The 23,235-nt window shown below is 42.7% G+C and carries 22 protein-coding genes; 11 read left to right on the forward strand and 11 right to left on the reverse strand.

Features of this window, described 5'->3' with window-relative positions; genetic code table 11:
- Window positions 1–15 precede the first annotated feature (15 nt).
- Both I6L31_RS08965 and thrC read left to right on the forward strand, forming a co-directional pair.
- Complete coding sequence (locus I6L31_RS08965; protein ID WP_005001804.1) at window positions 16–1,317, forward strand: homoserine dehydrogenase; 1,302 nt, start codon at window positions 16–18, stop codon at window positions 1,315–1,317.
- Between the two features lie 60 nt (window positions 1,318–1,377).
- Window positions 1,378–2,517 carry a threonine synthase gene (gene thrC / locus I6L31_RS08970; RefSeq protein ID WP_005001803.1) on the forward strand — a complete coding sequence of 380 codons (1,140 nt, stop codon included), beginning with the start codon at window positions 1,378–1,380 and terminating at the stop codon, window positions 2,515–2,517.
- A gap of 102 nt (window positions 2,518–2,619) precedes the next feature.
- On the opposite strand, the gene pbpG is transcribed toward thrC, so the two are convergent.
- Complete coding sequence (pbpG, locus tag I6L31_RS08975; RefSeq protein ID WP_080632309.1) at window positions 2,620–3,681, reverse strand: D-alanyl-D-alanine endopeptidase PBP7/8; 1,062 nt, start codon at window positions 3,679–3,681, stop codon at window positions 2,620–2,622.
- A 214-nt stretch (window positions 3,682–3,895) separates the two neighbouring features.
- Here pbpG and gacA point away from each other — a divergent pair, with 214 nt between their 5' ends.
- Genes gacA through I6L31_RS08990 form a run of 3 tightly spaced genes read left to right on the forward strand, consistent with a single transcriptional unit; the run spans window position 3,896 to window position 7,571 of the window.
- Entirely contained in the window at window positions 3,896–4,531 is a 636-nt protein-coding gene (gene gacA, locus I6L31_RS08980; RefSeq protein WP_004995355.1) for a response regulator transcription factor GacA, read from the forward strand.
- Between the two features lie 21 nt (window positions 4,532–4,552).
- The gene (locus I6L31_RS08985) at window positions 4,553–6,121 is read left to right on the forward strand and encodes an ATP-binding protein (protein WP_005001798.1); all 1,569 of its coding nucleotides are present in this window, start codon (window positions 4,553–4,555) and stop codon (window positions 6,119–6,121) included.
- Between the two features lie 19 nt (window positions 6,122–6,140).
- Window positions 6,141–7,571, forward strand: a complete 1,431-nt coding sequence (locus I6L31_RS08990) for a sigma-54-dependent transcriptional regulator (RefSeq protein WP_005001796.1) — start codon at window positions 6,141–6,143, stop codon at window positions 7,569–7,571.
- 17 nt (window positions 7,572–7,588) lie between these two features.
- Here the strand turns inward: I6L31_RS08990 and I6L31_RS08995 are convergent, their stop codons facing one another.
- From I6L31_RS08995 to lptF, 4 genes are all read right to left on the reverse strand, one after another.
- Complete coding sequence (locus I6L31_RS08995) at window positions 7,589–8,770, reverse strand: S41 family peptidase (protein WP_005001795.1); 1,182 nt, start codon at window positions 8,768–8,770, stop codon at window positions 7,589–7,591.
- A gap of 11 nt (window positions 8,771–8,781) precedes the next feature.
- Window positions 8,782–10,332 carry a 2,3-bisphosphoglycerate-independent phosphoglycerate mutase gene (gene gpmI, locus I6L31_RS09000; protein WP_005001794.1) on the reverse strand — a complete coding sequence of 517 codons (1,551 nt, stop codon included), beginning with the start codon at window positions 10,330–10,332 and terminating at the stop codon, window positions 8,782–8,784.
- 131 nt (window positions 10,333–10,463) lie between these two features.
- A complete protein-coding gene (gene lptG / locus I6L31_RS09005) occupies window positions 10,464–11,534 on the reverse strand; it encodes an LPS export ABC transporter permease LptG (RefSeq protein ID WP_005001792.1) in 1,071 nt (356 codons plus the stop codon).
- Window positions 11,534–12,637, reverse strand: coding sequence for an LPS export ABC transporter permease LptF (gene lptF, locus I6L31_RS09010; RefSeq protein ID WP_005001788.1), 1,104 nt, complete (start codon window positions 12,635–12,637; stop codon window positions 11,534–11,536). Before lptF ends, lptG begins: the two co-directional genes overlap by 1 nt.
- A gap of 159 nt (window positions 12,638–12,796) precedes the next feature.
- Between lptF and I6L31_RS09015 the strand changes: the two genes are divergently transcribed.
- The 4 genes from I6L31_RS09015 to I6L31_RS09030 all read left to right on the forward strand — a co-directional run bounded on the left by I6L31_RS09015 (window position 12,797) and on the right by I6L31_RS09030 (window position 15,642).
- Window positions 12,797–14,245: a leucyl aminopeptidase gene (locus I6L31_RS09015; RefSeq protein ID WP_005001786.1), complete on the forward strand. Its 1,449-nt coding sequence runs from the start codon at window positions 12,797–12,799 to the stop codon at window positions 14,243–14,245.
- Window positions 14,238–14,645 (forward strand): DNA polymerase III subunit chi, encoded by a 408-nt coding sequence (locus I6L31_RS09020; RefSeq protein ID WP_005001784.1) that lies wholly within the window; start codon window positions 14,238–14,240, stop codon window positions 14,643–14,645. Before I6L31_RS09015 ends, I6L31_RS09020 begins: the two co-directional genes overlap by 8 nt.
- A 29-nt stretch (window positions 14,646–14,674) precedes the next feature.
- On the forward strand, window positions 14,675–15,286 hold the full coding sequence (gene blhA / locus I6L31_RS09025) for a cell division protein BlhA (RefSeq protein WP_005001781.1): 612 nt from the start codon (window positions 14,675–14,677) through the stop codon (window positions 15,284–15,286).
- 137 nt (window positions 15,287–15,423) lie between these two features.
- Window positions 15,424–15,642, forward strand: coding sequence for a hypothetical protein (locus I6L31_RS09030; protein WP_004995372.1), 219 nt, complete (start codon window positions 15,424–15,426; stop codon window positions 15,640–15,642).
- A 50-nt stretch (window positions 15,643–15,692) separates the two neighbouring features.
- Here I6L31_RS09030 and I6L31_RS09035 read toward each other — a convergent pair whose 3' ends face one another.
- From I6L31_RS09035 to glnK, 6 genes are all read right to left on the reverse strand, one after another.
- Entirely contained in the window at window positions 15,693–16,355 is a 663-nt protein-coding gene (locus tag I6L31_RS09035; RefSeq protein WP_005001779.1) for a riboflavin synthase, read from the reverse strand.
- Between the two features lie 39 nt (window positions 16,356–16,394).
- Entirely contained in the window at window positions 16,395–17,687 is a 1,293-nt protein-coding gene (locus tag I6L31_RS09040) for a DNA adenine methylase (RefSeq protein WP_005001778.1), read from the reverse strand.
- Window positions 17,684–18,784: a bifunctional diaminohydroxyphosphoribosylaminopyrimidine deaminase/5-amino-6-(5-phosphoribosylamino)uracil reductase RibD gene (ribD, locus tag I6L31_RS09045; protein ID WP_010588816.1), complete on the reverse strand. Its 1,101-nt coding sequence runs from the start codon at window positions 18,782–18,784 to the stop codon at window positions 17,684–17,686. The genes I6L31_RS09040 and ribD overlap by 4 nt, the downstream gene beginning before the upstream one ends.
- On the reverse strand, window positions 18,777–19,244 hold the full coding sequence (nrdR, locus tag I6L31_RS09050) for a transcriptional regulator NrdR (RefSeq protein WP_005001774.1): 468 nt from the start codon (window positions 19,242–19,244) through the stop codon (window positions 18,777–18,779). Before nrdR ends, ribD begins: the two co-directional genes overlap by 8 nt.
- A gap of 116 nt (window positions 19,245–19,360) precedes the next feature.
- Window positions 19,361–20,764: an ammonium transporter gene (locus I6L31_RS09055; protein WP_005001773.1), complete on the reverse strand. Its 1,404-nt coding sequence runs from the start codon at window positions 20,762–20,764 to the stop codon at window positions 19,361–19,363.
- 62 nt (window positions 20,765–20,826) lie between these two features.
- Window positions 20,827–21,165: a P-II family nitrogen regulator gene (gene glnK / locus I6L31_RS09060; RefSeq protein WP_004656379.1), complete on the reverse strand. Its 339-nt coding sequence runs from the start codon at window positions 21,163–21,165 to the stop codon at window positions 20,827–20,829.
- Between the two features lie 275 nt (window positions 21,166–21,440).
- Here glnK and I6L31_RS09065 point away from each other — a divergent pair, with 275 nt between their 5' ends.
- Together I6L31_RS09065 and I6L31_RS09070 are read left to right on the forward strand one after the other, a co-directional pair.
- Window positions 21,441–21,668: an accessory factor UbiK family protein gene (locus tag I6L31_RS09065; RefSeq protein ID WP_005001770.1), complete on the forward strand. Its 228-nt coding sequence runs from the start codon at window positions 21,441–21,443 to the stop codon at window positions 21,666–21,668.
- A 68-nt stretch (window positions 21,669–21,736) separates the two neighbouring features.
- Window positions 21,737–23,221, forward strand: a complete 1,485-nt coding sequence (locus I6L31_RS09070) for a YifB family Mg chelatase-like AAA ATPase (RefSeq protein WP_005001768.1) — start codon at window positions 21,737–21,739, stop codon at window positions 23,219–23,221.
- Window positions 23,222–23,235 lie beyond the last annotated feature (14 nt).

The following is a 23,235-nucleotide window of genomic DNA, read 5'->3' on the forward strand; positions in this document are numbered from 1 at the left end:
TGTATGGAGTGTGACGTGAAACCAGTTCGTCTGGCAATACTCGGTCTTGGAACCGTGGGTGGTGGAGCCCTTAAACTATTACAAGAAAACGCCGCTGAAATTAAACGTCGCACCGGCCGTGAAATTCAAATTACCCATGTTGGCACTCGCCGTCCTCGTCCCGATCTTGAGCTCGAAGGCATTCAGCAAAGTGCAGATTTAATGGAAATCGTACGTCAACCCAACGTTGATGTAGTTGTTGAAGTTATGGGCGGTATCCATCCTGCATATGAAGTGATTATGGAAGCCATCAAGCATGGTAAACAGGTCGTGACTGCCAATAAAGCCTTGCTTGCAGAACATGGTAACGAACTCTTTAAAGCTGCTGAAGATAATGCAGTTCAGATCGCTTATGAAGCAGCCGTTGCAGGCGGTATCCCGATTATCAAAGTCATTCGTGAAGGTTTGGCTGCCAACCGTATTGAATGGCTTGCAGGCATTATTAACGGTACCGGTAACTTTATCCTGACTGAAATGCGCGATAAAGGTCGTGCCTTTACCGACGTGCTCGCAGAAGCTCAACAACTTGGTTATGCCGAAGCTGATCCAACTTTTGACGTTGAAGGGATTGATGCTGCACATAAGCTTACGATTCTGGCGTCTTGTGCATTTGGTATTCCGCTACAGTTTGACAAAGTCTATACCGAAGGGATTAGTAAAATTACCGCACAGGATGTCAAATACGCAGAAGATCTTGGCTTCCGGATTAAACACTTCGGTATTGCGCGCCGTGCAGAACATGGTATTGAACTACGTGTCCACCCAACCCTAATTCCAGAAGAACAACTGATTGCAAATGTCAATGGAGTCAAAAATGCAGTGCTCGTACAAGCTCATGCAGTTGGCCCAACATTATATTATGGCGCAGGCGCAGGCGCAGGCCCAACCGCTTCTGCTGTAGTTGCGGATATTGTGGATATTGTACGCGATATTTCTTATACCGAAGATGGTGCTGGAACGATTCCTCAACTGGCTTTTGAAGCTTTGACAGATTTACCTATCCTCAAACGCGAAGAAATGACCACTGGGTATTATCTACGTGTCGATGCCGAAGACCAGACAGGCGTACTTGCAGATATTACGACGATTCTCAGTCGTGCTGGCATCAGCATCGATGCCATCATGCAACAATCTCGTTTAAAAGACTTAATCCCGATCGTGATCTTAACTGACCCTGTCGTTGAGTCAAAAATGGATGACGCGATTGCCAAAATTCAGGCTTTGCCTGCAATTCATGGCGAAATCGTACGAATTCGTTTAGAATCGCTGGATAGTTAAACAGGTGGAGAGGGTCACTCCCCTCTCACCAGCTCTACCTCACATTTGGAACATCATCTCATGTCTAATGCCAATCGTTATACCGGTCTTGTTGATCGTTATCGTGACCGTTTGCCAGTTTCAGCAACGACCCGTGCTATTTCTTTAGGAGAGGGAAATACCCCACTGATTAAACTAGAGAACATTCCACGTCTGATTGGTAAAGATGTTGAAATCTATGTGAAATATGAAGGTTTAAACCCAACAGGTTCATTCAAAGACCGTGGTATGACTATGGCTGTCACCAAAGCGGTTGAAGAAGGCTCTAAAGCGATTATCTGTGCATCTACAGGTAACACTTCTGCGGCGGCAGCGGCGTATGCTGCACGTGCAGGCATCAAAGCGTTTGTCTTAATTCCAGAAGGCAAAATCGCAATGGGTAAAATGGCGCAAGCCATGATGTATGGTGCAATCACCATGCAAATCCGTGGTAACTTTGACGATGGTATGCGTCTGGTGAAAGAAGTGGCTGATCAGGCTCCTGTCACCATTGTTAACTCAATTAACCCTTATCGCTTACAAGGTCAAAAAACCATTGCCTATGAAATCGTAGAAGCATTGGGTCGTGCGCCTGATTATCACTGCTTACCAGTGGGTAACGCAGGTAATATCACGGCACACTGGATGGGTTATACCGAAGCAGTGGCGAATCAGCCTGCGGATCAATTTGAACAAGTCATCTATGATGCTGCAACAGATCAGTTCACAGGTCCTAAACCAGAAGGCTTACCAACCATGGTGGGTTATCAAGCTTCGGGCGCTGCTCCTTTCTTACGTGGCGCACCTGTAGAACAACCTGAAACGGTCGCAACAGCCATTCGTATTGGTAATCCACAAAGCTGGAATCATGCTAAAGCTGTGGTTCGTGATTCTAAAGGCTGGTTTGATGAACTTCAGGATAGCGAAATTCTTGAAGCACAACGCTTACTGTCTATGTATGAAGGTGTGTTTGTAGAACCTGCTTCTGCGGCATCGATTGGTGGTGCGATTCGTGATATCAAAGCGGGTAAAATTGCAGAAGGTTCTGTGATCGTTTGTACAGTGACAGGCAACGGCTTAAAAGACCCTGATACTGCAATCAAACAATGTGCAGATGCAGTCATGCTATCGATTGATGCCACTATGACTCAAGTGAAAGACTCTATTTTGTCCAATATGTAAGTTTAGATTTGACATGAAAAAACCAGTTGCTTGCAACTGGTTTTTTCATTATGGGCATATTGATCGTAAATTTAAAATGACATCAAATTTTTTTAAAATCTGCTAAAGACGTTTTGGTTGTTGAGATAACCAAGTCAATAAATTAGTTGCATCATTGGTACGTGCCTGCGAGCTTGATGCACCTAATAACACCACCACTGCTGGTCGCGAATTCACAGTGGTATGCATCACCACACAACGCCCTGCTTCATTAATATAACCTGTTTTAGACAGATTGATATTCCAGCCACCATTACGCACTAATGCGTTGGTATTATTGGACTTCAGTACGCGATAGCCCAGATTAAAGTCATAGGTCGGGGTCGTTGAAAACTGACGAATCAAACCGTATTGAGATGCTGCACTGGCTAAAATTCCCAGATCACGTGCAGAAGCCACATTATGCGGATCTAGACCTGTAGACTCGACATAATGCGTTGACGTCATACCCAACTGACGTGCTTTAGCATTCATCGCAGCCACAAAGGCACTACGTCCACCGGGATAAGTTCTCGCTAAAGCCGCTGCCGCAGGATTTTCAGACTTCATTAAAGCAAACAACAATACTTCAGCACGATTCATGGTATCGCCCGCACGTAGCGTTGAGCTAGAGTTTTTGCCACCTGCACCCGCAAAATCGATTTGCTGTAAGGTGATTTCTTCAGACATATCGAGACGTGCATCCGAAGTCACCACAGCCGTCATCAGTTTGGTCAAAGACGCTATAGGAAAGGCTGTATTGGTATTTTTGCTATACAGTACTTCACCTGTCTGAGCATCCATCACCAATGCTGCTCGGGCATTGACAGAAGGCTGAGAGCCATAGCCACTCGTGTCACGAATCACGACTTTCGGGGTGGATGAAATTGAAACATTCGTATTCGCGGCTGGTGCAGCGCCATGACTGCGCACCGTTGTACTAATACTGGTTGAACCTTGTGGACTTGCTTCGAACTCGCCATCATCATTTAAAAGCTGACTGGCTTGATCTGAAGACCAATTTAATGACGCAGATCCGTTCCCCGATGAAGGATTAACAATAATCTCCGCATAACTTGCCGAGCTTAGTGCAAACAAAACAGACATGCTCAAGACATGCATTAATGACTTTTTAGAATTTTTCACGATCAATTACTCAACTCAGGGTACACACAGATTTGCTTATTACCTACATTATGCCTTACATTTGAAGGCACGACATGCAAATAATGACGGCAGCAGTGTGTACAACTATTCTCTCAAACTTGTGTGAATAGGATTGCTAATTTTGTCATTACATTGCAAGTAAATTTTGCTTTATGTAACAAAAAAACATCTTTTTTAGTCCAAGGAGGCCAGCGTGATCACAGTTTTGGTGGTTGATGATCATGAATTAGTACGTACAGGGATCTGTCGTATGCTTGAAGATCAAACTGGTGTTGAGGTGATTGGACAGGCAGAATCTGGCGAAGAAGCGATTGCCATAGTGCGTCAACAACACCCTCAAGTGGTATTACTTGATGTGAATATGCCCGGCATTGGCGGGGTCGAAACTACACGTCGCTTGTTGCAAACCGCACCTGAAACCAAAGTTATCGCGGTGAGTGGACTGGCAGAAGAACCCTATCCCTCATTGCTCTTAAAGGCAGGTGCCAAAGGCTATATTACTAAAGGTGCTCCGATTACCGAGATGGTCAGAGCGATTAATAAAGTCATGCAAGGCGGTAAATATTTCAGTGCTGATATTGCTGAACAACTAGCCAGTTCTTATTTATCAGATACTCAGCAATCGCCTTTTGATGCACTTTCAGAACGTGAAATGCAAGTTGCGATGATGGTGGTCAATTGTATCAGCGCTCAGGAAATTGCTGATAAGCTTTTTGTGAGCGTTAAAACTGTGAATACTTACCGTTATCGTATTTTTGAAAAACTGGATCTTGATAGTGATGTCAAACTCACTCATCTTGCCATTCGTTACGGACTCATCAAACCTTAAGTATTCGAGTTAGATACAATCATGCTGGCGCAATCTTCTACGCCACTTTCTTATACGATTTACCGTTTAGGTTTGTGGTACACCCTTTACCGCCTGCTTATTGTCACAGGTTTAATCATTATTTTTCAGCTCATTTCTGAGCAGTTAAATGCTGACTACAATCAGCCTGTGTTGTATTTTTATACGCTTATCGCTTATTGCGCAGCCAGTCTGATTCAGTTTTTATTGTTTAAGTTTTATCCACGACAGATTGATCGTCAATTGATTATACTGTTTGTGGTTGATGTCATCGCATTGGGGTTGCTGACGTTTTCTCTGGGCGCACCAAATTTAAATATTAGTTTGCTGTATGTTATTACGGTGTTTTCTGCCGCGATTTTACTGCCCAGAAAAGTCTCTTTGGTGATCACGCTTCTTGCTGTTATTTCACTGATCTATCAACAGTTTTTTTCAAGTTTTTTTGATTATAATAATTTAAGCACCATTGGAAATAGTGCTTTACTGGCTTTTTTGTTTTTTGTCATGTATGGCATTGGTCAGGTTGCTGTAAAACATTTTAAAATTCTGGAAAATATTAGCTTTCGTCAATCCCAAGCACTTTATCAACTTCAAAATATTAATCGTTATATTTTAGAACAAATTGATGATGGCTATCTGGTATTAGATGAAAACTACCATGTGGTGCTCAGCAATCCAGCCGCCTGTACGCTGTTGGGCATTCCGCCATTATTTGCGCATGAACAACTTCCGTTGGCCAAAACCCAGCCCGATTTATTTGAACTCTTAAGATTTGATCCCTTAGAAGACGGCGAACAGTTTATTTTTGAATCACAACTGTCTACTTATAACGTGCATATTAAGGTACAACGTTTGATCGTTCCTCATCAGGCTTTAATTTTATTGCGCTTGCAGGATGTGCAGCAGCTCAATCAACAGGTTCAACAGCTTAAACTTGCCGCTTTAGGACAACTTTCCGCCAGTATTGCCCACGAAATTCGTAACCCATTGGCAGCGATTGTACAGGCCAATGAACTGTATATTGGCAGCGAATCTGAACAGCAGCATTTACTGCAAAAAATGATCAGTAAACAATCAAAACGTATCAATGATATTATTGAAGATACATTGCGTATGGCGCGCAATGACACCACGCATCCGATGCTGATTGAGTTAGATAGCTTTTTGTCTCATTTACTGACTGAAGATTTATCCGATGTTCAACATCAAATCCGCTTGGAGATGACCGAGAAGGTAATCGTTCAATTTGATCCAAAACAGTTAACCCAAGTTTTAATCAACCTGATTCGCAATGCATTACGCCATAATGATCCAGATGTTGATCAGATTGTATTATCCGTACGTATGGTTCAAGCTGAAGTATTCATTGATGTGATTGATTTTGGCAATGGCATCGAAAAACGTGATATATCGCAACTATTTAAGCCATTTTTTAGTACCGAAATCAAGGGAACTGGTTTAGGATTATATTTGTCCCATAGTCTGTGTGAAGCCAATCACGCCAAGCTCAGTTATGTGGAACAACAAAAAGGAGCATGTTTTAGAATCCAATGCTCAACAAAAGATAAATAATATTAGGTTTCATGGGGTTATGGTGAATAAACAACCGCTGGTTTTACTGGTTGATGATGAAGAAGATCTCTGTGCGTTAATGCAAATGACGCTGGCACGTATGGGGATAGCAACACATTGTGCTTATCGTATTGCGCAGGCGAAAGAACTTCTGCAAAACAATAATTATGATGCCTGTTTGACTGATTTGAATCTGCCTGATGGCAATGGGCTAGATCTGGTGCATTATGTTACACAGCACTGGAGTCACTTGCCGATCGCGGTGTTAACCGCCTATGGCAACATGGATATTGCAATTGCAGCACTTAAAGCAGGTGCTTTTGATTTTGTCAGTAAGCCTGTCAACCAAATCCATTTAGAACAATTATTACAAAAAGCTTTTAATCGACCACAAAAACAGATCATCAATGATGAAGATAGTCTGGAAAACAGACTGCTCATTGGCCGTTCTGCACCGATCCAGCAACTACGCACTACTCTTAAGAAAATTGCACGCTCACAAGCACCCGTCTTTGTCACAGGAGAATCTGGCACAGGCAAGGAAGTGATCGCCAATCTGGTACACCGTTTAAGTAATCGCAGCGAAGGCCCATTTATTGCCATTAACTGTGGCGCAATTCCCAGTGAACTTTTAGAGAGTGAGCTATTTGGTCACAAAAAAGGAAGTTTTAGCGGCGCAACTCAAGACAAGCAAGGCCTAATCTTATCGGCACATGGCGGTAGTTTATTTCTGGATGAAATCGCCGAATTACCTTTGAATATGCAAGTTAAACTGTTACGGGCTGTACAAGAGAAAAAAGTTCGTCCAGTGGGTTCTGAACACGAAATTGATGTGGATTTTCGCGTCATTAGTGCCAGTCATCAGGATCTTGAAACATTGGTACAACAAGGCAAATTCCGTCAGGATTTATTTTTTCGCATTCATGTGATGGATCTTGAGCTTCCTCCATTACGTGAACGTGGACAGGACATTTTACTCCTCGCCCATCATTTTATTCAAAAAGTATGCGCTGAATGGGAAATTCCAGTCAAGATTCTGTCTGAACGCGCTCAGGCTTTTTTATTAGAACAATATTTCCCCGGTAATGTTCGTGAATTACGTAATATGATGGAACGCGCCATTACTTTAAGTGATGACCATCAAATTGATTTACCTCACTTACAAACCGCGCCTTTTCGTTATAGCCAAGCAATGGCACCGATTCAACATCATTCTGATTATCTTTCTAGCGCAAATTCAAATCACTCAGTGCCTACGACATTGGCAGGCAACAAACTGCCACATGAAGGGCTAGAACAATATTTAGAAAACGTTGAAAAAGAGATTCTCTTAAATGCACTCAATTTGACGCATTGGAATCGTACTTTGGCGGCCAAAAAACTAGGCATGACTTTTCGATCTTTGCGCTATCGCCTGAAAAAATTTGGGTTAGATACTGAAGAGATTTAAATTATTTTTGTTGATGATTATTTTTGCTTGAGCAAAACCTCAGCGACATTATCCAGATAATTTTCATCACGCATTTCATTTGGTAAAGGATACAGAATATTCGGCTGTATGCCTTTACCATCAATCATTGAGCCATTTGGCGTGTAATAATGCGACACCGTCATCTGTAAAGCTGCACCATCTGGCAATGGGAACAGTTTTTGCACAACACCTTTACCATAGCTCTTTTCGCCAATCACCCAAGCACGTTTATGGTCTTTCATGGCAGCAGTAAATACTTCAGCCGCAGAAGCCGAACGATGATTAATGAGGATTCCTAATTTTACTTTTTGAAATTCACTGCTGGGTAGCGCCTGAAATTGTTGATTGCCTTCCGAACGACTTTTGGTCGAAACAATAACTCCCTGATTTAAAAATAAATCGGCAGTTTCAACGGCTGCTGAAAGCAAACCACCAGGATTATTACGCAAATCGATCAGTACTGCTTTCAGTTTGGATATATCGTATTCTTCTAATAATCGTTTAATTTCATTCGCAGTATCTTGCTGAAAAACTTTAACTTTTAAAACCAAAACCTGATTATGTAAGAGCACTGGCTGAATATCAGCTTCCATTTTTTTATTACGCACCAAGGTTTGAGGCGTATTCATCAATGAAGTTTGAATTTGTAAGGTCGAACCAATTGATCCATATAAAAGTGCATACACTTGTTCATGATTAAGATTTTGAATGATTTGGTCATCAATCTTAATCACTTTTTGACCATTTCTTAAACCTAATTTATAAGAATCTGAGCCTTCTTTTAGATCCCGAATCTGCCATTGTTTGGTGTGTTGTTCAAATACAAGCGCAAAATCAACCGATGCCAAATCGCCTTCGGTATATTGCATCAATTGTTTATAATCTTCCGCAGACAAATAGCGTGAATAACGATCCAGCCCACCTACTAAGCCTTTTATTGCTTGCTGAAATAAAACCTCATCAGGTTTGACATCGACATAGTTATCTTTGACGATGCCATAAATCTGAACAAATTGTTGAATAGAATCGACTGGAATCTCAACATAATGCTGTTCGGTATCTTCATCAAAGTCCAGTCCACTTGCTGCCTCGATCGGTGCTGCAAATGATGTTGAAATCGCGCTGCAACACATTAAAATGCCTGCAAAGATTGCACCCAATTTCATGTGTTGCGCCATTCAGTCACCTTTTATTCGTGGGTCAGGGTCAATAAGTTGCGTCCCTGCATATCAGCAGGTACAGGAATATGCATCAAATGCAATAATGTTGGTGCTACATCAGCTAAAATCCCGCCCTCAGCAATCACAGCCTGAGTTGGTCCAACATAAATAAATGGAACTGCTTCAGTCGTATGTTGAGTATGCACCTGACCACTATGGTAATCCTGCATTTGTTCTACATTACCATGATCTGCTGTAATCAACATATGACCGTGGTTTGCCATGACCGCTTCATAGACACGACCTAAACAGCGATCTACCGCTTCCACCGCTTTCACCGCGGCATCAAAAACGCCGGTATGCCCCACCATATCGCCATTGGCATAATTCACGACCAATAAATCATATTCACCTGAATTAATTGCATTCACTAATTCATCTGTGACTTCATACGCGCTCATTTCAGGTTTTAAATCATAAGTCGTGACATTTGGAGATGGGATCAAAATGCGTTTTTCACCCGGATATTCATCTTCACGTCCGCCACTAAAGAAAAACGTTACATGGGCATACTTTTCAGTTTCAGCAATACGCAATTGGGTTTTGCCTAAATCAGACAAGTATTCCCCAATTGAGTTTTTCAAATCTTCTGGCATATACGCTACAGGCGCATCAATCGTCGCTTGATAGCGGGTTAGCATCACAAATTTAGATAATGCGGGAACAACTTTACGCTCAAATCCTGCGAAATCTTTTTCAACAAAGGCTCGTGTTAACTCACGCGCACGGTCTGCGCGGAAGTTCATAAATACGATGCTATCACCATCTTCAACTTTGGCAAGCTCGCCAATCCGAGTGGCTTTGACAAACTCGTCACTCTCACCTGCGGCATAGGCTTGTTCTAAACCTTCAACAGCGCTATTCACGACGCGAACTGCTTCACCTTCAGTGAGTAAACGATACGCTTGCTCAACCCGATCCCAGCGATTGTCACGATCCATTGCAAAATAACGACCAATCAGGGTGGCTATACGACCTTGATCTGGATATTGCGCAAAGACCTGATCCAGTTTTTCTAAAGATGGCTGCGCACTTTTTGGCGGCGTATCACGTCCATCCAAAAAGGCATGTAAATAGACTTGAGCACCACGTTTTAGCGCCAGCTCACACATGGCAACAATATGATCCTGATGCGAATGCACACCGCCTTCAGACAACAAACCGATAATATGCACTGCACCATTTGCGGCTTTGGCTTTTTCAACCGCATCAACCAGCACTTCATGTTCAAAAAATGCGCCATCACGAATTTCTTTGGTAATACGGGTAAAGTCCTGATATAGAACACGACCTGCACCCAGATTCATATGTCCGACTTCAGAGTTACCCATTTGACCGTCAGGTAAACCGACATCTTCACCAGAACCAGAAATTAAACCATGCGGATGCTTTTGTTTCATCATCGTAAGATTAGGGGTTTTTGCTGCCAAGAAAGCATTGTCTTCGACCGCTTCACGATGACCCACACCATCCATAATTACAAGAACGTGAGGGATTTTGCCAGCAGTTGCATCCGTCATGATTGATACTCTTTTTTGTCTACAATTTCGTCGCACTATCTTACCGAATTTTAGTCCAAGACTCTATGCACAGATGATCACTTTACTCATTTAGCATGATTGATTCAGACGATCTGGTAGTCATTTGAACATTAACGCGCCCGATATAACAAATAACTGCCTGCCCCAAACATGAACAGAATTGGAATAAAAATAAACCATGCTGGAGATGGCGAATACACCAAACTGGCATAGCCTAAAAAGTCCTGTAAATAGAAAATACTTAAGCCTACAAACAAGGCAATCACCAAACGAAAACCCATTGATTGTTGGCGTAACGGTCCAAAAATAAAGGAACAGGCAATCAGCGTCAGGGCAATCAATGAAAAAGGCGAGCCGACTTTTTTCCAAAATGCGAGCTGATAGGTTTTAGGAATCTGGCTATATTCATGCATATAGCGCATAAAACCGACCAACTCGCTTGGCGCCAACTCTTCAGGATCGAGTGTCACCATATGTACAAACTTAGGCTGCAAGGCTAAAGATAAATCTTTCGTTGGAATCTTCTGAAAGCTGGCATCACCATTGGGCAAAATATTAAGCTGTTGATTATTTTTTAAAACCCACTCACCGTCACGAATAAACTGACCTGTTTTCGCTTTGATGACTGTATCTAAGCGATAGTCGTCATCAAAAGACGCGACCTGAATGCCATTTAGATTGCCCTTGGAATTGGCATAATCGATATAGTAAAAATGATTACCTTCTTTGGTCCAATAACCTCGCACTTCACCTAAAGCAGCGACAGTGCTTTGAGTTTTGACACCCTTTGCCTGTTCAGTGGTATATGGAATCACCCATTCACTAATACAAAATGACAAAATGACCAACAAAAATGCAGGACGCATCACCCAACCGACAATTCGCCAGAGACTGACGCCCGAACCGCGCATCACGATTAATTCACTGTTAGATGCCATAGAACCCAAGCCCAGCACAGCACCAATCAAAGCCGCAATCGGGATCAGCTTGATGACATTATGGGGGGAATCCCACATCACATATTTAAAGGCATCCCACGCACCATAACCTTCTTTGAGTGAACCTAATTCGCCAATATAAGAAAACAAGATAAATAAGAACACCAGCACCAGAAGCGTTCCTAACATCATCAATGTGGTCGTCTTGGTCACGTATCTGGACAATATCTTTTGAGCTAACATTATGATGATCTCACTTGTTTGATCTTACGTTTGATCTTCGGTGCAAGGCTTTGTTTTCTGGCAAAGAGCAAGGCAGCAACAAAATAAGTCATTAATATCGCAGGATAAACCCAGATGCCAAATTCACCACGGCTAATCCGAGTTTGAGCCGCAATCAGCAACACGATCATACTGGCAAAAATCATCAATGCAGGAAACAGTTTCAGATAACGTCCCTGCCGCGGAGTGACTTCAGATAAAGCCACCGCCAGTGCCAACGCAACAAACATTGAAAATGGTGCAAAAATACGCCATCCCAACTGACTGGCAATCACAGGATCATTTCGATTTTCCCAAAGTTTTGACATCTGTAAAGCCGAAACATCATTAGAATCATAAGTGGCTTCTTTATTATTTTCGATGCGAAAGCGCCAAGTCTGAAACTCGGCCTGTACATATTTGGCAGTGTCAGGATAAATCTCGTAACGCCGTCCTTGAGTCAGATCGACGACACTGGCCGTCTGATCAGCCATTTCGACACGCGTCGCTTCTTTAGCTACAACCAATTGATCAGGTTTGCCTACTTTTTCCGCTTTAATATAAACAAAGATATCTTTTAAGTTTTTTCGATCTTCTGATAATGAACCTGCATAAATCGTATAGGGTCCAGAAGAGATAAATTCCTTAGGACGTACCAAATCGAAACCTGTTCGCAACGCTTGAGTCGATGACAACTCATTAAACTGGCGTAATCCCCACGGTGATACCCACATCATGAGTATCATTTCAACGATCACAAAAACCAAGGTCATCGGCAGCAATAAACGCGCAAGTTTGTGTTTACTGACTCCACTACTATTGAGTACCGCCATTTCATGTTCGACATATAAGCGACCAAACACCAGCATCAAGCCAATAAAGAAACTGAGCGGCAGTAATAAGATTAGAAACTCAGGTAAACGATAACCAATGATACTGAACAGGACACTGACATCCAGACGTCCCTGTGCGGCAACACCAAAATATTTGATCAGTCTTGCGCCTAGCACGATCAGCGTCAAAATACTGACCACCACCAGACTGGTTGACACGACTTGCTTGACGAGATAACGCCGAATAATCAAAGTGAATACTTCCAAAATGGACAAACGCAATACAGCATAGTTTACCCGAATGTTAAAAATATAAAACCTATCCTACACTTGCCAATTGAAACTGATGTCAGGAAAGTGTTTCAATGGTAGGCATCAATGAACATATTTAAATAGGCATCCAGACCGCATATGAAATATACGATTAATTCCGCATTGCCACAAAACTCATCTGCTGAATCATTGCTGATTCTGGTCGATAACAATAAGCTTGAAAGCATTGAAAAAACATATCAAATCAATGAATTAAAAAAATTATTTGAACACGTACATTATAAAGCCAGTTTCAATGAAAGCTTGCCTCTTATCGGAAAATTAGCAACCATTCCTAATGTCACTTTATTGGGTTTAGGCGATGCTGCCGATGTTAAAGCCGCAAAAATAGCGAAACTGGCGCAGAGCATTATTAAAGCCACACAAACCAAATTCAAACAAATTCATATCGATCTTTCAGCACTTCCTGCTGATTTGCATTATCTCTTTGCTTTAAGCCTGTCACAAGCGGCTTATGGTTTTGATGAGTTTAAATCGAAAAAGAATGAGTTTGTTCTCGAAACCATCAACTTGATCAGCACCAATAGCAGTTTAAATTACGACCAGTTACAACTGATTGAAGCCTTACAATCTGGTCAAGCCCTTGCGCGTGATTTGGGTAATCGTCCTGGAAATATCTGTTTTCCAGAATATCTGGCAGATCAAGCCAAAGCCCTTGCCAATGAGTTTCCAGATTTACTCAAAGTCACGGTACTGGATGAACAGCAAATGGCGGATTTGGGCATGAATGCCTTTCTTGCAGTCAGCAAAGGTTCTGCGCGTCCGGGACGTGTGATCACTCTCGAATACAATTCCAAACTCGATCAGGCTCCCGTGGTCTTGGTTGGTAAAGGCGTGACCTTTGATACAGGCGGGATTTCGATCAAACCTGCACAAACCATGGATGAGATGAAATTTGACATGTGTGGTGCTGCGTCAGTATTAGGTACGATTCGAAGCTTATGCGAAGCACGTTTACCGATTCATGTGGTCGGCGCGATTGCTGCGGCAGAAAATATGCCGTCTGCACAAGCAACTCGTCCGGGCGATATTGTGACGACTATGAGTGGACAAACTGTAGAAATCTTAAATACCGATGCCGAAGGTCGTTTGGTGCTGTGCGATACGCTTACCTATATTCAGCGTTTTAACCCAGCACTGGTCATTGATATAGCAACGTTAACAGGTGCTTGTGTGGTGGCATTGGGCAAAGTGTTAAGTGGTTTATTCTCACCTGATGATGAATTGGCGAATGAACTCTTACAGGCAGGCGAACAGTCCTTTGACCGCGTTTGGCGTATGCCTGTGAGTGATGACTATCAGGAATTACTCGATTCACCATTTGCTGATATCGCCAATATTGGCGGGCCTTATGGGGGTGCAATTACCGCAGCCTGCTTCCTACAGCGTTTTACCCGAGACTACCGTTGGGCACATCTAGATGTCGCAGGCACGGCTTGGCTATCTGGTCCAAACAAAGGCGCAACGGGTCGCCCTGTACCACTTTTAGTCCAGTTCTTGGCAAATCGCGTTAAAGCGCATGGCTAATATCAGCTTTTATTTATTTGAAACCAGTCAGGAACGGCAAGTCGACAGTGCTTGCCGTTTATGCCGTAAGTTATTGAAAAAACATCCGAAGATTTGGTGGTATTGCTCAGATCAAACTTTACAGGATGAATTAGATGAGGCTTTGTGGTCATTTGATCCGCAAAGCTTTATTGCGCATGGGATTGATCAAGTTCATGCACCTGTTTGTATTTCCGCGCAATTACCCGATCAATCTGACTGGTTTGTGTTTAATTTTAACAATCAGGCACTTGAACAAATTGAGCAGTTTGGTCACATTATTGAGATTATTGAAAATAATGAAGCTGCCAAACAGCTTGGGCGAGAAAAATTTAAATTTTATCGTCGCTTAGGGATCGAACCCCGCACCTTTAAACTGTAAAAGTCCATTAAAATGTAAGGAGATGGCGAGTGGCACTCAATGTCGGTCAGGATTTTAAAAAACGTTGGTTAAACGCGCCAGAAACGGTTCGTCAAACTTATCAGGATGATCTTGCCCGAATTTGTGATTTATTACTGCCACAGACGGTCATTGAAACATGGACAACGCAAGATCAAAAATCACAGCAGATCTCTTTGGATAAAATTGATCAAGCCTATGCTGATTTAAAAGCAGAATTGATTGAACAAGCGCATATTCGTAAACAGCAAGCACTTGAACAATCGCTTGCAGAAAAACGAGAACAACAAGCCCAATATGCAGCGTCACTACAAGCGGATGAAGCTCATAAATTTCAACAACAAACTCATGAGTTAATGGCTTTACGCAGTCATATCCAGCAAGAGATTGAAACTCAGACTGCTCGTTATCATCAAAACCCAGAGCAGGTAGCGATAGATTATTCACACGCCCGCCACCAAATATCAGATGATCAAATTCAGTCTGAACTAGAAAGCTTACGTTTACGGCTGGAACTTGAAGCAGATAGCTTGATTGAGCAGGCAGTGACCGTATTTAGAGCCAAACTGCATACCGCAGCGCAAGAAGAAATCGAATACATTCTAAAAAACTCAAATTTTTAGAATCTATATTGAATTCAATTCTTTATTTTTTCCAGATTGTCATCAAACTGACACATCCTTGTCACATGATAGTCATATCGCGGTTGCGATTAACTTTATAATACTGTTAAACATTTGACCCATTTCTGGAAAAATTCATGAACATACTTAGCAATATCTCCGCACAGATTGCCCAGTTAACCACAGGCGAGACTTGGACTTTATCTGCTCAGGATTTATACATGAGTCGCGACGATTTCAGCTCTCTTTCCATTTTCTTGAAACAGGAATCGCAAAATGGTACATTTTCCGTCGCGATACCAGAAACCCTTAAATCGTGGCTAGGTTCAACGTCATTAACTGTCACCAAACACTAATAAAAATGCCCAGTTTAAAAACTGGGCACATTTAAATCTTCAACAATATTTTATTTTAAGAAACCATTTTCAGCCAAAAAAGCCATACTAATATCAGCAGATTGTTGACCTTGCTCTGCGGCTTTATCGCCTAGTAGAAGACGCTCAATATAACGCGCCAACACATCCACTTCTAAGTTTACTTTTGCCCCAGTTTTCCATGTGGAAATATTAGTGCGTTCAGCCGTATGCGGAATCAGATTCAAACTTAAAATATTGCCCCGTAAATGGTTAATCGTCAGGCTAATGCCATCCACGGTGATTGAACCTTTTTCTGCCAAATATTTGGCAATTTCAACAGGAGCTGTTACTTCATAATAAATCGAACGGGCATCTTCGCGCACCAATGTAATTTCACCCACCGCATCGACATGGCCGCTAACAATATGCCCACCAAAGCGTGTGGTCGGTAGCATCGCCTTTTCCACATTGACAGGCTGACCGACTCGCCATTGTCCAAGTGTCGTCCGATTAAGGCTTTCACGTGATACATCTGCGGCATACCAGTCACTACCCCACTCGATTACAGTTAGACAGATCCCATTGGTTGCAATCGAATCTCCCAAATGCACATCGGACATATCCAGATCAGTTTGAATGCGTAAGCGCACATCACCACCTACGTTTTGCAGGCTTTCAACTTTGCCTAAACTTTCAATAATGCCTGTAAACATGCTGCTGCTCCAAATATTGATTCTGCATAAATGTGTTGCTTACCAAAGTGCAAGCTGGGTATTTGGCCCAGACGTATCAACCCCACCCAATTCTGCAAAGTGATACAGTTGTCCTAAAAGCTGACGCAGCGGCGGTCCTGATTTGGCATGTGTATCGGTAATCACGATAAACTCAAGTACCCGAGCACGTTCAGACTGACGTTGCTTACTGACTCGATAACGTGGCACATCTTGTGTTAATAAGGTCACTTTGCCGCGTTTCAAATTGGCCGTGAGTAAATCTTTCGGATCGATATTCCCATCAGTCGAATAGCTGGTCAAAATATAACGTGCGTTAATCGTCGCCAGTAATTTTTCATAAGCATCTTTGGCATGTCTGGATGAGTTATAGGGACTTGGACGTTCTTTACGCCATGCCCGATCAATCCCGCTCTTGTAGCCCTTCGTATCGGGTGGCGGCAAATCCACTTGATCCCAAAGGGTTAAGGCATTCAAAACATGGTAATTACTACTGTAGGCGTGTTGATTGTAAGGTGGATCCAGATAAGCGACATCCACTTCAAAACCACTCATTTGATTGGCGAGATGCTGTGCATCGACACACCACATTTCAGCCGCAGGACGTTTAGCATCGCCAATTTCACAAAAACGGCTTGGGGTCAGCCAAAGCAAAGATTCAATCCGTTCTAATGCGGTCTGGGTTTTACCACCCCAGCCTTGATGAAAGCTTTTAAATACACCACTGGTATTACTGACAAAACTGGCAGAATAGAGTAAAGGTGCCAACAGTGCACTCATTTCTACATCATTAATCGCACCCTGCGCTTGCCATGTCGCAATCTGCTGACGAATCGCATCAATCCGCATGCCATTACGACGTTTAAAAAATAAACGGTCGCGACTCGGATCATACACATCATCATTACGTGGACACAGATTATGCGTTACCCAGCCTTTGACTTCAGGCAAGCGATTCAAATAATCAATGGCTTTTTGATAACCACCTAACTCTTTAAATGCAGGCGCATCGACACAGGCCAATATCGCATGATTTAAAGCATGGCTATAAGGTTCCCAATCATTGGCAATCACACGATAACCGTTTTGTCGTGCCAGACGCGATACGACACCACTGCCTGCAAAAAAATCGGCAAAAATCGGGGGATTCTTCTTTTTACTGTTCAGCGTTCCCGTAATTTCCAGTGCTTCTAAAATCAGATGCAATAATCTGCGTTTGTTGCCTAAATATGGCACCAACTGGTGAAATAGATATTCATCTGTGGTTCGTGCCGCATGACGGCGTTTATGATAAACCGAAGCCTCTGAATTCATACTGTCTCTTGAATCGGGATAAGTCTTAAGCGGATGTCCTGACCAATTTGCGTCACATCAAACAGCTTAAATCGAAGTTGCTCTGACATTTTGTGCAAATCAGCGCTAAACATGGCACGTGCCGATTGCCCCAATAATGTGGGAGCAATATAGCTGATCATTTCATCGACCAGTTTTTCCTGTAAAAATGCCGTCGCTAAAGTCGTTCCTGCCTCCACCATCACATCATACAAATGATATTCTTTGGACAAGGTCGCAAGAAGTTCGCGTAGGGATTGAACAGGCAATTGTAGCACACCTAAATCTGCAAGTTCCTGACGAAATGGCCCCATCACCATTAAGCTTTCAGGTGCATGTAGAATTTTAGCCGTTAAGGGTAAACGCCCCTGCCGATCCAAGATTAAACGTTTGGGTTGAGCAATGGCAGAGATATCCTCGACATCCGCAAGTACTCGTACATTGAGCTGGCAATCATCTGCAAGTACAGTTTGTATGCCCGTGATCACTACAGCTGAACGTGCCCGCCAATATTGTACATCCAGACGCGCATCTACACCTGTAATCCATTTGGATTCACCTGATGCCATTGCGGTTCGCCCATCTAAACTCGAAGCGACTTTCAGGCGGACATAGGGCAAACCTCCCGCCATGACTTTTAAAAAACCACGATTAAGTTCAATGGCATCCTGCTCAAGCACTCCCACCTGTGTGGTAATCCCTGCATTGTTTAATATTTTTTGACCTTTGCCAGCGACTAAGGGATTTGGATCGAGTGTTGCAATCACCACGCGGGTGACTTTGGCACGGACTAGCGCTTCAGCACACGGTGGCGTTCGACCAAAATGTGCACAAGGTTCTAGGGTCACATAAGCGGTTGCACCTTCAGCACGATCACCCGCTTCACGTAAGGCAAAGACTTCGGCATGTGAACCACCAACAGGTGCCGTCGCGCCACGACCAATGATCTGATCATCTTTGACAATGACGCAACCTACAGCAGGATTTGGACGGGTTCGATACAAGGCAGTTTTCGCCTCAGCCAATGCTTGCGCCATCCAATAATGATCTTGTTGATCTAAGTGACTTACTTTAGTCATGTTCGTGTTCACGTTGCTGCATTTGTTCAATTTGACGACGGAATGCTTCGACATCCTGAAAGTCCTGATAGACAGAAGCGAAACGGACATACGCGACATGATCCAGTGCAAACAATGCCTGCATCACAACCTCGCCAATCTTACGAGACTTAACATCACGCTCACCCAAACGTCTGATTTGCAATTGAATATCACTCAAAACCGTTTCAATTTGCTCTTGGGTAACAGGACGTTTTTGCAGAGCATGCATCAGTGAACGGCGTAATTTAGCCTCGTCAAAAGGCTCGTTTTTGCCGTTTGATTTAATCACACGAGGCATCACCACTTCATAACTTTCAAAAGTTGTAAAGCGTTCACCACAATGGAGACATTCACGTCTGCGACGAATTTGACAGCCTTCAGCAGCAAGACGTGAATCGATGACTTTACTGTCTGCGGCGTTGCAGAAAGGACAATGCATAGCAGCTCAAAATGAATTCATTCTTAGAGCTAGTGTAGCAAAGATTGGACAAAGACTAAATCATCTCTCTATAAACAAAAAAACAGCCACGAGGGCTGTTTTTAATTTAATTCTAATTACTCGATACGTTCGCCATGTTGGCTTAAATCCAGACCCATACGTTCATCATCAGCCGACACACGGATACCAATGATTAGATCGATCACTTTTAGAATAATAAAGGTCATTACACCACTATAAATGATGGTCGCAAGAACACCTTCAAGCTGTACCCATAACTGACCAGCAAAGGTTGGAGCAAGAGTAACACCCGCTGCTTTAATAATTTCATCGCTATAGAATACGCCAGTTAAAATTGCACCGACGATACCACCAACTGCATGTAAACCAAATGCATCCAAGGCATCATCCGCTTTTAACATGCGTTTCAATGCAGTAATCCCCCAGAAGCAGACTACACCACCGATCAGACCCATGATCAACGCACCACCTACACCGACAAAACCAGCCGCAGGAGTAATCACAACCAGACCAGCAACCGCACCAGATGCACCACCTAATACAGAGGCTTTACCACGAATGATTCGTTCTACCACAAGCCATGAGAAAGCAGCAGCGGCAGCAGCAACTTGAGTCACCAGGATTGCCATACTTGCACGTGCGCCTGCACCTAATGCACTACCACCATTAAAGCCGAACCAACCTACCCAGATCAAACTTGCACCGATCACAGTCAGTGTCAAATTGTGCGGAGCCATAGATTCTTTGCCTAAGCCAATACGCTTACCGAGCATATAAGCAGCCACCAAACCGGCCACACCTGAGTTAATATGAACCACCGTACCACCAGCAAAGTCTAAAGCGCCTGCTTTAAATAACCAGCCATCCGTTGCCCATACCCAGTGAGTAATTGGGGTATAAACCACCAGAACCCAAACTGCAATAAACAACATAAATGCTGAATACTTCATACGATCTGCGATTGAACCACTAATAATGGCAACCGTAATAATCGCAAAAGTCATCTGGAAAATTACAAACAGTGTTTCTGGAATCGTACCGCTTAAAGCATCGAAAGCCACACCATTTAACATGGCTTTGGACAAGTCACCAAAATAAGCCCCTGTTCCAGAGAAAGCCAGTGAATAACCTGCAATCACCCAGATTAAGCTCACAAGAATGGCAGCTGAAAGACTGAACATCATGGTGCTTAGTACGTTTTTCTTACGCACCATACCGCCGTAGAACAATGCCAAGCCAGGAATGGTCATGAGTAAAACCAATGCTGTCGAGATCAGGATCCAAGAGGTATCGCCTGTATCAAGTTTTGGCGTCGCAGCAGCTGGAGCCACGGGTTCTGCTGGAGCAACGACAGTGGCGGTTGCAGCAGGAGCTTCTGTTGTCACAACAGTGGTCGTTTGTTCTGTTGGTGTAGGTGTTGATGCAGCTTCTTCAGCCCACGCAGCCGAACCACCTAAAAGCGCACTGGATAAACCAAGTGCCAAGAGCATTTTTTTCATTTGTATCCCCCAACCTAAAATTTTGTGAGTTATGCCGTATTCAGCAAACTTTGTGCCAACACTTAAACAGCGTCTGGACCAGTTTCGCCTGTACGAATACGGATCACTTGTTCCAGATTTGTCACAAAGATTTTTCCGTCACCAATTTTTCCTGTGCTAGCAACACGTGTAATTGATTCGATGACCGCATCGACCATTTCATCGCTAATCGCAATTTCAATTTTGACTTTAGGAAGAAAGTCAACGACATACTCTGCACCACGATACAGTTCAGTATGACCTTTTTGACGACCAAAACCTTTCACTTCAGTGACAGTAATCCCCTGAACACCAATTTCAGAAAGTGCTTCACGCACATCGTCCAATTTAAATGGTTTTACAATAGCAGTTACGAGCTTCATGTTTGTTTTCCTTCGGCTTATTTCACCAGTAAGGTTTTATGTTCAATTTTCATGCCAATATTTCTTAGGTTGAGGGAATCAGAAATGATCAGCGTGATTTTGTCTTTATAACCTATTTGCGCTACAAGATGTAGCATCTCCCTTTAATTTAAACATTTTTCTACTTTGTTTTGCAGTTTAGCTATAAAAATAGGTTGATTAATCGGAGAGCACTAGGGTCAATATAAAAGCAGTGGTAAACTGCACGCGGATCATATTATTTACGCGGATATCTCATGATTGAAACACTATTACAGGCGATACTTGAACAAGTCGACCAACCAAAAAAAGACCTTGAAAATAATTTAAGAGCTTTGCTCAATGAAGCTGTAGAGAAACTGGATTTAGTTTCAAAACAAGAAATTGACCGTCAACGTATTGCACTTCAACACGCCAATCAGCGCCTTAGCCAATTACAGGAACAAATGAATATTTTAGAGAGCATCATTCAAAACAAAAAATAAGCACCAACTCAGTGCATAAACATTTGAAAACGATTAAAAATAAAGCACCATAATGGAACAATATCAAAATGTCTTTTGCAAAGATTTTAACTCGCGGGGTATTAGGGTTACATGCTCCTTTAATTGAGGTCGAAGTTCATTTAAGTCAGGGGCTTCCCTCACTCACGATCGTTGGGCTAGCAGAAGCAGCGGTACGTGAAAGTAAGGATCGAGTACGCTCTGCGATTATTAACAGTGGTTTTCAGTTTCCAACCAAACGCCTGACCATTAATCTGGCACCAGCGGATCTGCCGAAAGATGGATCCCGTCTTGATCTCGCCATTGCTTTAGGGATTCTGATTGCCTCTGGACAATTGCCTGAAGCCTGTACAGATGGATTTGAATTTATTGGAGAATTGGCTTTGGATGGGCATTTAAGACCCGTCACCAGCGCTCTAAGCATAGCGATGGCGTGTCAACAAGCGCAACGTCAGCTTTTTATTCCTAAGGCGAATCTTGAACAGGTGGAACAGCTTTCTGAATTTCAACTTTATTCAGCCAACCACTTAAAACAGGTCTGTGAACATTTTCTGGGAGTACAGCCTATTCCTGCTCATATCACTCAAAATAACAATCATACTCAAGCTTATAAATATGATCTGATTGATGTAAAAGGACAATTACGGCCACGTCGTGCACTTGAAATTGCCGCAGCTGGAGGACACTCTTTATTATTTAAGGGGCCACCGGGTACTGGTAAAACTTTGTTAGCTTCGCGTCTACCTAGCATTTTGCCGCCGTTATCAACACAGGAAAATCTTGAAGTCGCCAGTATCTACTCGATTGCCAATAATCAGCATCATTTTGGTTTACGTCCTTTTCGAGCACCGCATCACACGGCTTCTGCGATTGCATTGGTAGGTGGAGGCTCACATCCTAAACCCGGAGAAATTACACTGGCTCATTTAGGCGTTTTATTTTTAGATGAGTTACCAGAATTTGATCGCAAAGTGCTTGAAGTATTACGACAACCACTTGAATCTAAAGAAATCGTGATTTCACGTGCATCTCGACAAATTACCTTTCCTGCTAATTTTCAGTTGATTGCAGCAATGAATCCATGTCCATGTGGCTATGCATTTAATCAGGATAGTCGCTGCCAGTGTTCGCCTGAATCAATTCAACGTTATCAAAATCGAATTTCAGGACCTTTGCTGGATCGAATCGATTTACATATTGATGTTCCTCCATTACAAGCCAATGAATTGCAAAATAATGTACCTGTAGAAGATTCTATGACTGTACGTAAACGTGTGATGAGTGCTTATGACTCTCAAATTCAGCGTCAACAAAAAGCAAATTTTGCACTTTCACCCCAAGAATTAGAACAATATGCGGTACTGGATGCGCATGCTGAAAAAATGATGGAAGTTGCGCAACAACGTATGAATTTATCGGCGCGCTCTTATCATCGTATTTTACGTGTTGCACGTACTATTGCAGATTTATCACACAGTCCTAATATTGAAATTACACATTTATCAGAAGCGTTGTCATATCGACAAAAGATTTGATTTACATAAAAAAA

This window comes from Acinetobacter septicus (genome assembly GCF_019355975.1).
Taxonomy (GTDB): Bacteria; Pseudomonadota; Gammaproteobacteria; order Pseudomonadales; family Moraxellaceae; genus Acinetobacter; species Acinetobacter ursingii.